This window comes from Kosakonia oryziphila, from assembly GCF_900094795.1.
Classification (GTDB): domain Bacteria; phylum Pseudomonadota; class Gammaproteobacteria; order Enterobacterales; family Enterobacteriaceae; genus Kosakonia; species Kosakonia oryziphila.
This window is the reverse complement of sequence record NZ_FMBC01000005.1, coordinates 117660-131459: the sequence shown is the minus strand read 5'-3', so window position 1 is coordinate 131459 and position 13800 is coordinate 117660. Positions and strand designations below refer to the sequence as shown.

Sequence of the window (13800 nt, the reverse complement as noted above, 5' to 3'; positions counted from 1 at the left end):
TGAACCAGTGGCAAACGCTGATGAGAGATCTGAACAGGTGGATAAGGCGCAGGTTGCGAAGTGTCCTGTGGAAACAGTGGAAAACGGGCAGCAAGCGCTTCAAAGAGTTGCGCAGACGGGGAGTAAGCAAAGACCTTGCAGCGCAAACGGTAGGGAGTTGCCATAAGCAATGGCGGATAAGCTGTAGTCCGGCACTGAGCATAGCACTTCCCAATCGCCTGTTCATCAGACTGGGCCTACCGGATTTATAGGCAGGCGACGATAAACATAACCGAACCGCCGTATACGGACCCGTATGTACGGTGGTGTGGGAGGAGGCTGATCGTGAGATCAGCCCCTATCCCGATTCTGCTGCCCCGTCCTGAATAGCGTTGACACGTTCCTGACAAGAAAAAACCCGACAGCGGTGCGCCGGGGGGCCGTTATTTCAGCAAATACTGCGCATGGAAGCGCAGATGATCTTCAATAAAAGAGGCAATAAAAAAGTAGCTGTGATCGTACCCGGACTGGATACGCAGCGTCAGTGGCCAGCTTTTTTGCCGCGCCACTTCCGCCAGCCGTGCTGGTTGCAGTTGATCGGCCAGGAACTGATCGTTATCGCCCTGATCGATAAGCATCGGGATTGCATCGGCCTCTGTGCTCTCCAGCATCAGCGCGCAGCTATCCCACTCACGCCACAAGGCGGCGTCATCGCCCAGATACGCCGTGAACGCTTTCTGTCCCCACGGTACCTGCAACGGATTAACAATCGGCGCGAACGCCGACACGCTGGTATAACGTCCAGGGTTTTTCAGCGCCATAATTAATGCGCCATGGCCGCCCATTGAATGGCCGCTAATGGCACAATGCGGGCCGACGTTGAATTTCGCCTGAATCAGCGCCGGTAACTCGTCACGCAGATAATCGTACATCCGGTAGTGTGCCGCCCACGGTTGTTGCGTGGCATTGAGATAGAAACCTGCGCCTTTGCCCAGATCGTAGCCGTCAGCATCAGCTACTGCCTCGCCGCGCGGGCTGGTATCCGGCATTACCAGTACGATCCCCAGTTCTGCCGCTACACGTTGTGCGCCCGCTTTGGTGGTGAAGTTTTCATCATTACAGGTCAGCCCGGAGAGCCAGAACAGTACTGGCGGCGGCGTTACACTGCGCGGCGGCGGTAAAAAAATACTAAAGGTCATCGAGCAGTTGAGTACGGCGGAGTCGTGACGCCAGCGCTGTTGCCAGCCTTCGAAACAGCGGTGCTCTTCGAGCATTTCCATGCGGGGCTCCTCAGTTAACAATAAGTAACATCCTGGTATCATACATATTATTCCTCCTGCTGAGTAACTTTCACTTTCGCCTGTATTTAACCTGTTGCATCATAAATACAACTTATCATTAACATTTGGAGGAGCCATGGCGCAGCGAGTAGCGCTCTGCGGCTTTATTGTGTTGGTGGTGGCGATGGGGATTGGCCGCTTTGCGTTTACCCCGCAGGTGCCGTTGATGATCCGCGACGGACAGCTCACGCTGACCAGCGCCGGGCTGGTTGCCGCCATTAACTACCTTGGTTATCTGCTTGGCGCCTGGGATGCGATGCGCGCGCAGCGGCATATCGAACTGCGCCTGTGGCTTGGTATCAGCGGCGCGGTTGCGCTGACGTTTCTCTCTGCTATAGCGGATAACGCGCTGGTTCACGGCGCATTACGGCTGGTGATTGGTGCGATGAGCGGCTGGGCGATGGTGTTGATCGCTGCCTGGAGCAATGAGCGTCTGGCGCATGCCGGTAAACCTGGATTGAGTGCGGCGGTGTTTGCCGGTCCTGGTGCCGGTATTGCCATCAGTGGCCTGCTGGCGGTGGCAATTCAGGCGAAAGGCTTAAGTGCGGCTTCCGCCTGGCAGGTGTATGGCGTGCTGGCATTGCTGCTGGTGGCGCTGATCGCCCGCTATCTGCCGCGTCCTGGCGAGTGGCACCGCGCCGGAACACAACCACAACCGCTACACCTGACGGCAAATCTGCAACGGCTGGTGTGGAGCTATAGTCTTGCCGGATTCGGTTATATTCTGCCCGCGACGTTTCTGTCGCAAATGGCTGCGCTGCGTTTTCCCGGCAGTCTGTTCGCGCAGTTTGTCTGGCCGGTGTTCGGTGCGGCAGCGGTGGTGGGGATTGCGCTCAGTATCCTGCTGCGTCATGTGGGGCATAGCCACCAACGGCTGGCGATCGTGCTGTGGTTGCAGGGCGCTGGTGTGTTGGCAGCCTGGTTGCTTCCTGGCATGAGCGGGCTGGTGCTCGGTGCGTTACTGGTTGGCGGCGGATTTCTCTGCGCGGTACAGCTTTCGTTATTGTATGGACGCGAGCTTGCACCCGATCATACGCGTTATATGGCCGGGCTGCTGACTACCGGCTATGCCGTGGGGCAACTGGTTGGCCCGATGACGTCGGCGCTCTCTACCTGGCTGACGCAACGCCTTGAACCGGCGCTCGGTGTGGCGGCGATCGCGCTACTGATCGGCGGCTTACTGGTGTGGAAACGTAGCGCCTGAAAGGCAATGACGATTTCTATAATTATCACTAGCGGGGCTGGATTATGTGCGCAACCTCACGCACAATGTCCGCTCACTTCGCCGTAACTGGCGAAGCATGCCACACCTGCAGGAGAAAAATAATATGTCATCACTCAGTAAAGAAGCGGCACTCGTTCACGAGGCTCTGGTCGCCCGCGGTCTGGAAACACCGTTGCGCCCTCCGGTGCGCGAAATGGATAACGAAACCCGCAAACGTCTTATTTCCGGGCATATGACCGAGATTATGCAGCTACTCAATCTCGATCTGACTGATGACAGCCTGATGGAAACGCCGCATCGCATCGCCAAAATGTATGTCGATGAAATTTTCTCCGGTCTCGATTACGCCAATTTTCCGAAAATCACTGTCATTGAGAACAAAATGAAGGTGGATGAAATGGTAACGGTGCGCGATATCACGCTGACCAGCACCTGCGAACACCATTTTGTGACTATCGATGGCAAAGCGACAGTGGCCTACATTCCGAAAGAGTCGGTAATTGGTCTGTCGAAAATAAACCGTATCGTGCAGTTTTTCGCCCAGCGTCCGCAGGTGCAGGAGCGTCTAACGCAGCAGATCCTGACGGCGCTGCAAACGCTGCTGGGTACCAACAATGTCGCAGTATCCATTGATGCCGTACATTATTGCGTCAAAGCACGCGGCATTCGTGACGCCACCAGCGCTACCACCACTACCTCACTCGGCGGGCTGTTTAAGTCCAGCCAGAATACCCGCCAGGAGTTCCTGCGCGCCGTACGCCACAGTAACTGATTCGCCGGGAGCCAGACATGGAGAGAAATGTCACGCTGGATTTTATTCGTGGCATCGCCATTTTTGGTATTCTGCTGCTGAATATTACCGCTTTCGGTTTGCCGAAAGCGGCCTACCTGAATCCCGCCTGGTATGGTGGCATCACGTTGCGCGATGCCTGGACATGGGCGCTGCTTGATCTGTTCGCTCAGGTGAAATTTCTCTCGTTGTTCACCATTCTGTTCGGCGCAGGGCTGCAAATGCTGCTGTCGCGCGGTAAACGCTGGATCCAGTCACGCCTGACGCTTCTGGTCATTCTCGGGTTTATACACGGCCTCTTTTTCTGGGATGGCGATATTCTGCTGGCTTACGGGTTGATAGGGCTGATTACCTGGCGGATGATCCGTGACGCGCACAGCGTGAAGACGATGTTCAATACCGGCGTGGTGCTGTATTTGATTGGTATCGCTGTATTGCTGTTGCTGGGAGCCATTTCCGGTAGTATGCCTAACCGTTCCTGGCTACCGGATGCCGCCAATGTGCAGTATGAAATGTGGTGGAAAACCAGCGGCGGCTTTACTGAGGCGCTCAGTAATCGTGCGGGTATGCTGTCGAATGCGCTACTGGCGCTGGGGGCGCAATATGGTTGGCAACTGGCCGGCATGATGCTGCTGGGGGCGGCCCTGATGCGTAGTGGCTGGCTGAGAGGGCAGTTCAGTCTTCATCACTACCGGCGCGTTGGCGCACTGCTGATTGGGCTTGGTATGTTGATCAACATTCCGTCCATCGTTGCGCAGTGGCAGCTTGGTTGGTCTTACCACTGGTGCGCTTTCTTTTTGCAGGCGCCGCGAGAACTCGGTGGGCCGATGCAGGCAATAGGCTATGCCGCGCTGGCGTGGGGGTTCTGGCCGCAGATCTGCGGCAGTAAATTGGTGAGCGCGATTGCCTGTGTTGGCAGGATGGCGTTGAGTAACTATCTGCTGCAAACGCTGATTTGCACCACGCTGTTTAATCATCTTGGTCTGTTTATGAAGTTTAACCGTCTACAACTGCTGGCGTTTGTGCCACTGGTATGGGTGGTCAACATTCTCTTCTCCGTATTCTGGCTTAAACATTTCCGCCAGGGGCCACTGGAGTGGCTATGGCGGAGACTAACCGCTCGTGCTTCAGGGACATCATTAGAACGCACATCCAGATAACGATCCCGATCACAATCATTAACAAAATGGATGTAACCGTTTCCATTCATGTGAAGTCACTCACGTAGCATTCCTGCACCGACTGCCAGAATAGCCTCCTTACTTAACCCAGGGGGTGAGTGTGAACAGCCGCAATCCAGAAAAGGTGGGTGAAAATGATCACCATTCGTGACGTTGCCCGTCATGCGGGCGTCTCCGTCGCGACGGTTTCCCGCGTACTGAATAACAGCGCGCTGGTAAGCCAGGATACGCGTGAGACGGTGATGAAAACGGTCGCCCAGCTTGGTTACCGCCCGAATGCCAACGCACAGGCGCTGGCCACTCAGGTGAGCGATACCATTGGCGTGGTGGTGATGGATGTCTCGGATGCTTTCTTCGGCGCGCTGGTCAAAGCGGTGGATACCGTTGCACAGCAGCACGATAAATATGTGCTGATCGGCAACAGTTACCACGAAGCTGAAAAAGAGCGCCACTCTATCGAAGTGCTGATCCGTCAGCGCTGTAACGCACTGATTGTTCACTCAAAAGCGTTGAGCGATGAGGAACTGGCAGGCTTTATGGAGCAGGTTCCTGGCATGGTGCTGATCAATCGGTTAGTCCCAGGCTATGCCCACCGCTGCGTCTGCCTTGATAACGTCAGCGGGGCGGTAATGGCAACCCGCATGTTGCTGAATAATGGTCATCAGCGCATCGGCTATCTGGCATCCAGTCACCATATTGAAGACAACGATTTGCGCCGCGAGGGCTGGTTCCGCGCGCTGGAAGAGCAGGGGATTGCTGCACCGGAGAGCTGGGTTGGCACTGGCTCGCCGGATATGCAGGGCGGAGAAGCTGCAATGGTTGAACTGCTTGGTCGTAATCTGCAACTTACTGCTGTCTTCGCCTATAACGACAGTATGGCGGCCGGGGCGCTGACGGCGCTGAAAGATAACGGTATTGTAGTGCCGCAGCATCTGTCATTAATTGGTTTTGATGATATTCCCATCGCCCGTTACACCGATCCGCAACTGACGACCGTGCGCTATCCGGTGGCGTCAATGGCACGCCTCGCCACTGAACTGGCGCTGCTGGGGGCCGCAGGGAAGCTGGATCTGCAGGCGTCACACTGCTTTATGCCCACGCTGGTGCGTCGCCACTCTGTTGCCACCCGGCAAACTGTGGCTACGATCACTAACTTATAACATTGGGCGATGTAACCGTTTTCAATCTGTGAGTAAATTCACAGTATCTTAACAACGCGCTGACTATGATGTCAGCGTTTTAGAAGCTGAAACACGATGTAACGGTGATTATTCACTTTAACTACGAGTAGTTGCTTTGAAACATCGAAGATATCGAACTTCTGGAGCGTTACCGAACACGGACGAATGAAATTTTTAGAGTGAGCTTCGGTCGACCGTAACGTTTTAGTAACATTCCGGCCTGCCGAGCATATTCATAAGAACTACCCTGCATATAAAAAAACCGGAGATACCATGAATAAGAAGGTGTTGACCCTCTCTGCTGTTATGGCAAGCATGCTTTTTGGCGCAGCCGCACACGCAGCCGATACCCGCATTGGTGTGACCATTTATAAGTATGACGACAACTTCATGTCTGTTGTGCGTAAAGCTATTGAGAAAGATGCCAAAGAAGCGCCGGATGTTCAGTTGCTGATGAACGACTCCCAGAACGACCAGTCGAAACAGAATGATCAGATCGACGTTCTGCTGGCGAAAGGCGTGAAAGCACTGGCCATCAACCTGGTTGACCCGGCTGCAGCGGGCACGGTTATTGAAAAAGCGCGCGGCCAGAACGTTCCGGTTGTTTTCTTCAACAAAGAACCTTCTCGCAAGGCGCTGGATAGCTACGACAAGGCCTACTATGTGGGGACTGACTCTAAAGAATCCGGCGTGATTCAGGGCGACCTGATTGCCAAACACTGGGCCGCTAACCCGGCATGGGATCTGAACAAAGATGGGCAGATCCAGTTCGTACTGCTGAAAGGTGAACCGGGCCATCCGGATGCTGAAGCTCGTACCACGTACGTTATCAAAGAGCTGAACGACAAAGGCATCAAAACGCAGCAACTGGCGCTGGATACCGCAATGTGGGATACCGCTCAGGCGAAAGATAAAATGGACGCCTGGCTCTCCGGCCCGAATGCAAACAAAATTGAAGTGGTTATCGCTAACAACGATGCGATGGCAATGGGCGCAGTTGAAGCGCTGAAAGCACACAACAAGTCTTCTATCCCGGTCTTCGGCGTCGATGCGTTGCCAGAAGCGCTGGCACTGGTGAAATCCGGTGCAATGGCTGGTACGGTGCTGAATGATGCCAACAACCAGGCGAAAGCAACTTTTGATTTGGCGAAAAACCTCGCTGAAGGCAAAGGCGCCGCTGATGGCACCAACTGGAAAATCGACAATAAAATTGTTCGTATTCCTTACGTTGGCGTAGATAAAGACAACCTGGCTCAAATTGCCGGTAAATAATATTAAGTAAGCATGTTCTCACTGGGCGTATTAATCAATACGCCCATTAATAATACGATATGCCAGGCCAACAAGGTATAATTATGGTCAGCAATAATACTCAGTCGTCAGGTGAATTCTTGTTGGAAATGAGCAATATCAACAAGTCTTTTCCAGGCGTAAAGGCACTCGATAATGTCAATTTAAAAGTCCGTCCACATTCCATTCATGCATTAATGGGAGAAAACGGTGCAGGTAAATCAACATTATTAAAATGCCTTTTTGGGATCTATCAAAAAGATTCCGGCAGCATTCTTTTTCAGGGACAAGAAATCGATTTCCATTCAGCAAAAGAAGCGCTGGAAAATGGTATTTCGATGGTTCACCAGGAACTTAACCTGGTGCTGCAACGTTCCGTGATGGACAATATGTGGCTGGGCCGCTACCCGACCAAAGGTGTATTTGTCGATCAGGAAAAAATGTACCGTGATACCAAAGCCATTTTTGATGAGCTGGATATTGATATTGATCCACGGGCGCGTGTGGGAACATTGTCTGTTTCACAAATGCAGATGATTGAAATTGCGAAAGCGTTCTCCTATAACGCCAAAATCGTTATTATGGATGAACCAACTTCGTCACTGACTGAAAAAGAAGTCAATCACCTGTTTAAAATTATTCGCAAACTGAAAGAGCGTGGCTGCGGTATTGTTTATATCTCTCATAAAATGGAAGAGATATTTCAGTTGTGTGATGAAATAACCGTCCTGCGTGATGGCCAGTGGATTGCCACGCAACCGTTGGAAGGGCTGGATATGGATAAGATCATCGCTATGATGGTCGGACGTTCGTTGAACCAGCGCTTCCCGGATAAACACAACATACCAGGCGAAACCATTCTTGAAGTGCGAAATCTGACCTCGTTACGCCAGCCCTCTATTCGCGATGTCAGCTTTGATCTGCGCAAAGGGGAAATTCTCGGCATTGCCGGGCTGGTAGGGGCAAAACGCACCGACATTGTTGAAACCTTATTCGGCATTCGCGAGAAATCTGCCGGGACCATTAAGCTGCATGGCAAGCTGATTAATAATCACAATGCCAATGAAGCGATCAATAATGGCTTCGCGTTGGTGACCGAAGAGCGCCGTTCTACCGGTATTTATGCTTACCTTGATATCGGTTTTAACTCGTTGATTTCTAACATTCAAAACTATAAAAACAAAGTTGGCTTACTGGATAATAGCCGCATGAAGAGTGATACCCAGTGGGTTATCGACTCGATGCGTGTAAAAACGCCAGGACACCGTACGCAAATTGGTTCGTTATCCGGTGGTAACCAGCAGAAAGTTATTATTGGTCGCTGGCTGTTAACTCAGCCGGAGATTTTAATGCTCGATGAGCCGACCCGCGGTATTGATGTTGGTGCGAAATTTGAAATTTACCAACTGATTGCCGAACTGGCCAAGAAAAATAAGGGGATTATTATTATTTCCTCTGAAATGCCTGAGTTGTTAGGCATCACTGACCGTATTCTGGTAATGAGCAATGGCCTCGTCTCCGGGATTGTTGATACTAAAACGACAACGCAAAACGAAATTCTCCGTCTTGCGTCTTTGCACCTTTAAGATCAGGGGCTCCTCATGAGTGCGTTAAATAAGAAAACTTTTCTCACTTATCTGAAAGACGGCGGTATTTACGTTGTTCTTTTAGTGTTACTGGCCATTATCATTTTTCAGGATCCCACGTTCTTAAGTCTGCTGAACTTAAGTAATATTCTGACCCAGTCATCGGTACGTATTATTATTGCGCTGGGTGTGGCGGGGTTAATCGTTACTCAGGGTACTGACCTTTCCGCAGGGCGCCAGGTTGGGCTTGCCGCAGTGGTGGCGGCGACTTTGCTGCAGTCGATGGAAAACGCCAACAAAGTCTTCCCGGATATGGCAACCATGCCGATTCCGGTGGTGGTTCTGATCGTCTGTGTAATCGGCGCGGTAATTGGTCTGGTGAACGGTATCGTGATTGCGTACCTGAACGTGACGCCGTTTATTACCACGCTTGGTACGATGATCATCGTTTACGGTATCAACTCTCTGTACTACGACTTCGTTGGCGCATCGCCAATTTCTGGCTTCGATAGCGGATTCTCGACCTTTACGCAGGGCTTTATCGCGCTGGGCAGTTTCCGTCTGTCATACATCACCTTCTACGCGTTGATTGCCGTTGCCTTCGTCTGGGTTCTGTGGAATAAAACCCGCTTCGGCAAAAATATTTTCGCCATCGGTGGTAACCCGGAAGCGGCGAAAGTCTCTGGCGTTAACGTTGCGCTGAACCTGCTGATGATTTATGCCCTTTCCGGTGTGTTTTACGCATTCGGTGGGATGCTGGAAGCAGGTCGTATCGGTTCCGCGACTAACAACCTCGGCTTCATGTATGAACTGGATGCTATCGCCGCGTGCGTGGTGGGCGGCGTCTCCTTCAGCGGCGGCGTGGGTACGGTTATCGGTGTAGTAACGGGTGTTATTATCTTTACCGTTATCAACTACGGCCTGACCTATATCGGTATCAACCCTTACTGGCAGTATATTATCAAGGGCGGAATCATCATTTTCGCCGTGGCGCTGGACTCATTAAAATACGCACGTAAGAAATAATTACGATATACTTATCAAGCCCGCTTCCCGTAGCGGGCTTTTTTTGCTTTTTTTTCACTGCGTTATAGATTTTTCTGATTGAAAATAGTACCTGCTGACCACAAGAAAACTTCATCACAACTGACTTGTTAAATTTTTCATTTCAATGCTACGCTGAACTTAGGCACAGCGATTATAAGGAGATTGAGATGAGCAGCGCAGGTGTATTTCCCGCATTCCCCGTCACTGGCTGGCAGGTTGGGGCAGTAGATAACGCGCACGGTGTGGTGATGAAGTTTGGCTATAGCACATCGCCAGCCGGGCCGGGCGCGTCGGTGTTCGAGTCGCAATTCTTTGATTTATCCCCCGACCAGGTTAAAAGCCTGATTTACGACCTGGAACGTTGTTTACATCAGTGCGAGGAGAAAGTAGCCTGACAGCTTTGTTATTCAACTGCCATCTATGATGTATTACCAATACATATCATCAAGATGGCAGCCCATTATTTCAAAAATTACACAATCGCTTTTTCCCCTCTGAATAATAATTAAGTCAATTCTGAATGCCTTCCTCTGCATGCCTATTTACGCTTAAAAGAATGAATCTGTGAAAGTTGTATACGCAGCTCAGGGGGTGCTTATGAATTTTGTGTATTTTAAAGTTGATAGTTTGCCGTACGAAAAAAATCACCAGGTGAGTTTCTATTTAAAAGGCGTGGAGTTATTACGCGATGGCGATATTATCGCCACGCCTGGTGATATTAAAATTACCGCATTCCCGTTCTTTTATTTTTGTATTGTGCCAACGGGTTTTCGCAAAATAGAATATCGTTTGAAAAATAATCCACCAGCGCGAATCGTATGCAGTGCGGGTTATCTGAAGACCGGTGAATATCTGGTTAATACGCCGGAGGGCGAAGTGATTTTACCGTTCAATGCTCTGAACGGATTATGGACCGTGGATCATACGGCCCAAACCACTATTGACCACCGCGATTTTCTCGCGCGTCGCTTTACACTGATTCGTCCGGTGAAAAATACGACCCGCAGCACATCAGTGAGTTAAACGCGCTCAGTTTTTCGCCTTCTTCTGCAATTCCATCAACTGCCCGACGGTGACTGCCGGATAGCCTTGCGCATCGTCGGGAACTTCCTGCATTGAGGGAATCGGCACTAGCGGGCCGAGGAAACGCGGCTCACGTTTAAAAAGATAGAGATCAGCGATGGTACCCAGTCGGGCGCCAAACTCGCGCACCCGCACGCTCCACATATCTTTTGGTGAAGGCACGGCATAACACTGCGCCTGAATCCCCATATGCTGCGCGATAAACAGGGCGCGTTCGCAATGGAAGCGTTGTGTAATAATGATGAAATCGTTGGTGTCGAAGACCTTACGTGTACGGACAATGGAGTCCAGCGTACGGAAACCAGCATAGTCCAGCACGATATCTGCCGGATCGACGCCTGCGGCAATCAAATCTTTACGCATGGTAACCGGTTCGTTATAGCTTTGCAGCGCATTATCGCCGCTCAGTAGCAGGTAGTTGACCTTGCCGCTGTTGTAGGCGTTTAGCGCACCTTGAATCCGGTAGCGGTAATACTGATTGATGACGCCAGTGCGGTAATATTTTGCCGTTCCAAGCACCACGCCAACCTGACGCCAGGGAAGATCCTGCAAATCGTCATAAATATAGGGGGCGGTTTTCCAGCTCATCCAGCGATCGAGGCCAAGCGCAGTTAACAGCAGTAAGCCGATCAGGACTAACAGGCTGTAGAAAAAACGCTTTAGCATGTAGCAGACTCGGTACAGGAGTGAAATTTAACTCAGGCTACTTTACCCGTCTGGCAAGCGCAAGAAACAGACGCTCAACTGCGGGCTTTTTCACCACTGCGGGTTGTACCCGCAGTGTGAGGAGATCAGGCGAGTTGCAGGCGTTCTATCTGATGACAACCGATGGTGCGCAGCGTGGCGGCGGTGGCATCCCACTGGGTGAGCGGCGCGTCGGCACGTTCTGCCAGCACAGCCCGTTCAATATCGGCGTAATCGTAACCGTTAAGGCTCAGCAGGTTCAGCGCGCTTTGCAACGGCGGCAGCGACGGGTTGAAGGCGGCATTTTCGGCATAGCGACCGCTGAAAATCTGTCCGCCACGACACAAAATGGCTACGCCAGCAGGTGAGTTGGTATACGGCGCGTGACTCTGGTTCGCTGCGATAATTGCAGCCTGCGCCAGTTCATCGCCATCAGGCAGGAAACCGTGATCGGCGTTATCCATCAGCAGCGTTCTTATCTCAAGATCTTTCGGACCAAACGCATCCGGCAGGTAATGGCCCAGCGTATGTGGCGCGCGCCCCGGAAGATGAATATGCAGATCCAGCCCGCTGTTTAGCTCATTCATAAACTGGCGACAGTGACCACATGGCGTGTAGTTCACCGTCACGGCGGAGAGGGATTTTTCACCACGCAGCCAGGCATGGCTGATAGCACTCTGCTCGGCGTGCACAGATTGTTGCAGGGTGCTGCCGGCAAACTCCATATTCGCGCCGAAATACCAGGTTCCGCTGATACCGCGCGCAATGGCGCCAACATTGAAGTGAGAGAGGTCGGTGCGGGCACAGGCGGCGGCGAGCGGCAGTAGCGCAAAAGCCAGTGCGTCTTCGTCCAACCCGCTCGACCGCTGCAATGTTGTCACCTGCTCTGCACTCAGCATGGCGGGAAAGTGTTCATCCGCCAAAAGAGGAGCCAGCGCGGTTTGTAAATTCTCCGCAAGCCCGGAAAAAGCAGTGTGAAAACGTGAATGCATAACGGTGCCTCATAGCAGTGTTTTGGAATCGTAGTTTACGGGGCTAAATGCCACTTATGTGTGATTCACTTCACACTGTATATGCAACTTATGAAACACAAATAAGAAATGCGCGACGAATCGCAAATTTCAGCCGAACACCGCCAGAATCACCGGGAACAGGAATGGTGCGATCAGCGAGGTAATAATCCCGCAAATCACCAGCGCCAGAGAACCAAATGCCCCTTCTTGATAATCCAGCTCCGCGCAGCGCGCAGTGCCCAACGCATGCGAAGCAGTCCCCATCGCTAGCCCGCGGGCAGATTTGGTATGAATATGCATGGCATTCAACAGCGTGTGTCCGAAGACCGCGCCCAGTATGCCTACAAAAATGACGCAAACAGCACTGATCGCCGGGATACCGCCAATACTGCCGCCTACGGCCATTGCAATTGGTGTGGTGACCGATTTTGGTAATACCGACGCGGCAATTTGCGGTGTTGCCCCCATCAGCAACGCAATTGCTGCCCCGGAGGTCATCGCCACCAGGCTGCCAATAAAACAGATGGTGATTATTGATTTCCAGCGTGCGCGGATCTGATGCAGTTGTTCATATAATGGGAAGGCCAGCGCCACGACCGCAGGTTGCAACAGATCGTTAAGGACTTTACTACCCTGAAAATAGTGATCATAAGGCGTACCGGTGACTAACAGGATGGGGATAATCACTACCATCGCCACCAGCAGCGGGTTGAGCAGCGGCATTTTAAAACGTGCGGCGAGTTTGCGTGCGGCAAAAAAGACCACCAGCGTCAGGGGTAATGACCACCAGATATACGTCATCATTCTTTGCTACCTTTTTGTCCTGAGACTTTACGTTCGCCGTGTATCAGATGGGTACTCCAGCTCACCACCAAAAAAGCAATCGCTGTACTGATAGTGCAGGAGACAATAATCGGCCCAAACTGCGCCCGCAGCAGGTCGTAATATTGCATGACACCCACGCCAATCGGCACAAACAGCAGCGCCATATAACGGATCAGCAGGACGCAGCCAGGATTAACCCATTTTGCCGGAAGGATTTGCAGCGCCAACAGCACAAACATAAGCAGCATGCCAATGATACTGCCGGGGATGGTGATCGGCAGCAGCGAAGCCAGCCAGATGCCCGCGTACAAACAGGCATAAATAAGTACGAAAGCGCGAAGATACTGCCCGATAATATTTAATGATTTGCTCATGGTGAAAGCCCTTGCTGAAACGCATTCATCATACAATTAAAGCTTAAAACGTGCTACTGATCACATCATGAATTCTGAGCATACCAAACATTCCATTTGGGAACGTTATGCATTCCCACAAGATTTACTGCATGAATCCCGCTCAGTGTAGTTTTCCCGTGCGATAAAGGCACTTTCCTCGCAGCTACGGAGACGCTACTAT

The 13800-nt window shown here is 51.8% G+C and carries 14 protein-coding genes; 9 read left to right on the top strand and 5 right to left on the bottom strand.

Annotated elements, in window-relative coordinates:
- Positions 1-422 precede the first annotated feature (422 nt).
- Positions 423-1259, bottom strand: coding sequence for an S-formylglutathione hydrolase (gene fghA, locus GA0061070_RS04130; protein WP_090133890.1), 837 nt, complete (start codon positions 1257-1259; stop codon positions 423-425).
- 136 nt (positions 1260-1395) lie between these two features.
- On the opposite strand from fghA, the gene GA0061070_RS04125 reads away from it, so the two are divergent.
- From GA0061070_RS04125 to GA0061070_RS04085, 9 genes are all read left to right on the top strand, one after another.
- Positions 1396-2523 carry a YbfB/YjiJ family MFS transporter gene (locus GA0061070_RS04125; protein ID WP_090133888.1) on the top strand — a complete coding sequence of 376 codons (1128 nt, stop codon included), beginning with the start codon at positions 1396-1398 and terminating at the stop codon, positions 2521-2523.
- 124 nt (positions 2524-2647) lie between these two features.
- A complete protein-coding gene (folE, locus tag GA0061070_RS04120; protein WP_090133886.1) occupies positions 2648-3316 on the top strand; it encodes a GTP cyclohydrolase I FolE in 669 nt (222 codons plus the stop codon).
- Positions 3317-3333: 17 nt separating this feature from the next.
- Positions 3334-4494, top strand: a complete 1161-nt coding sequence (yeiB, locus tag GA0061070_RS04115; RefSeq protein WP_090133884.1) for a DUF418 domain-containing protein YeiB — start codon at positions 3334-3336, stop codon at positions 4492-4494.
- 155 nt (positions 4495-4649) lie between these two features.
- On the top strand, positions 4650-5675 hold the full coding sequence (galS, locus tag GA0061070_RS04110; RefSeq protein ID WP_090133882.1) for an HTH-type transcriptional regulator GalS: 1026 nt from the start codon (positions 4650-4652) through the stop codon (positions 5673-5675).
- 294 nt (positions 5676-5969) lie between these two features.
- On the top strand, positions 5970-6968 hold the full coding sequence (mglB, locus tag GA0061070_RS04105) for a galactose/glucose ABC transporter substrate-binding protein MglB (RefSeq protein ID WP_090133880.1): 999 nt from the start codon (positions 5970-5972) through the stop codon (positions 6966-6968).
- Positions 6969-7051: 83 nt separating this feature from the next.
- Positions 7052-8572 carry a galactose/methyl galactoside ABC transporter ATP-binding protein MglA gene (gene mglA, locus GA0061070_RS04100; RefSeq protein ID WP_090133878.1) on the top strand — a complete coding sequence of 507 codons (1521 nt, stop codon included), beginning with the start codon at positions 7052-7054 and terminating at the stop codon, positions 8570-8572.
- 15 nt (positions 8573-8587) lie between these two features.
- A complete protein-coding gene (gene mglC, locus GA0061070_RS04095) occupies positions 8588-9598 on the top strand; it encodes a galactose/methyl galactoside ABC transporter permease MglC (protein WP_090133876.1) in 1011 nt (336 codons plus the stop codon).
- Between the two features lie 188 nt (positions 9599-9786).
- Positions 9787-10014, top strand: coding sequence for a hypothetical protein (locus GA0061070_RS04090; protein ID WP_090133874.1), 228 nt, complete (start codon positions 9787-9789; stop codon positions 10012-10014).
- 169 nt (positions 10015-10183) lie between these two features.
- Positions 10184-10642, top strand: coding sequence for a hypothetical protein (locus GA0061070_RS04085; protein WP_244153031.1), 459 nt, complete (start codon positions 10184-10186; stop codon positions 10640-10642).
- Positions 10643-10648: 6 nt separating this feature from the next.
- Here GA0061070_RS04085 and sanA read toward each other — a convergent pair whose 3' ends face one another.
- The 4 genes from sanA to GA0061070_RS04065 all read right to left on the bottom strand — a co-directional run bounded on the left by sanA (position 10649) and on the right by GA0061070_RS04065 (position 13598).
- Positions 10649-11368: an outer membrane permeability protein SanA gene (gene sanA, locus GA0061070_RS04080; RefSeq protein WP_043952971.1), complete on the bottom strand. Its 720-nt coding sequence runs from the start codon at positions 11366-11368 to the stop codon at positions 10649-10651.
- A 125-nt stretch (positions 11369-11493) separates the two neighbouring features.
- Positions 11494-12378, bottom strand: a complete 885-nt coding sequence (gene cdd, locus GA0061070_RS04075) for a cytidine deaminase (RefSeq protein WP_090133870.1) — start codon at positions 12376-12378, stop codon at positions 11494-11496.
- 129 nt (positions 12379-12507) lie between these two features.
- A complete protein-coding gene (locus GA0061070_RS04070; RefSeq protein ID WP_090133868.1) occupies positions 12508-13203 on the bottom strand; it encodes a CidB/LrgB family autolysis modulator in 696 nt (231 codons plus the stop codon).
- Positions 13200-13598, bottom strand: a complete 399-nt coding sequence (locus GA0061070_RS04065; RefSeq protein WP_090133866.1) for a CidA/LrgA family protein — start codon at positions 13596-13598, stop codon at positions 13200-13202. The genes GA0061070_RS04070 and GA0061070_RS04065 overlap by 4 nt, the downstream gene beginning before the upstream one ends.
- Positions 13599-13800 lie beyond the last annotated feature (202 nt).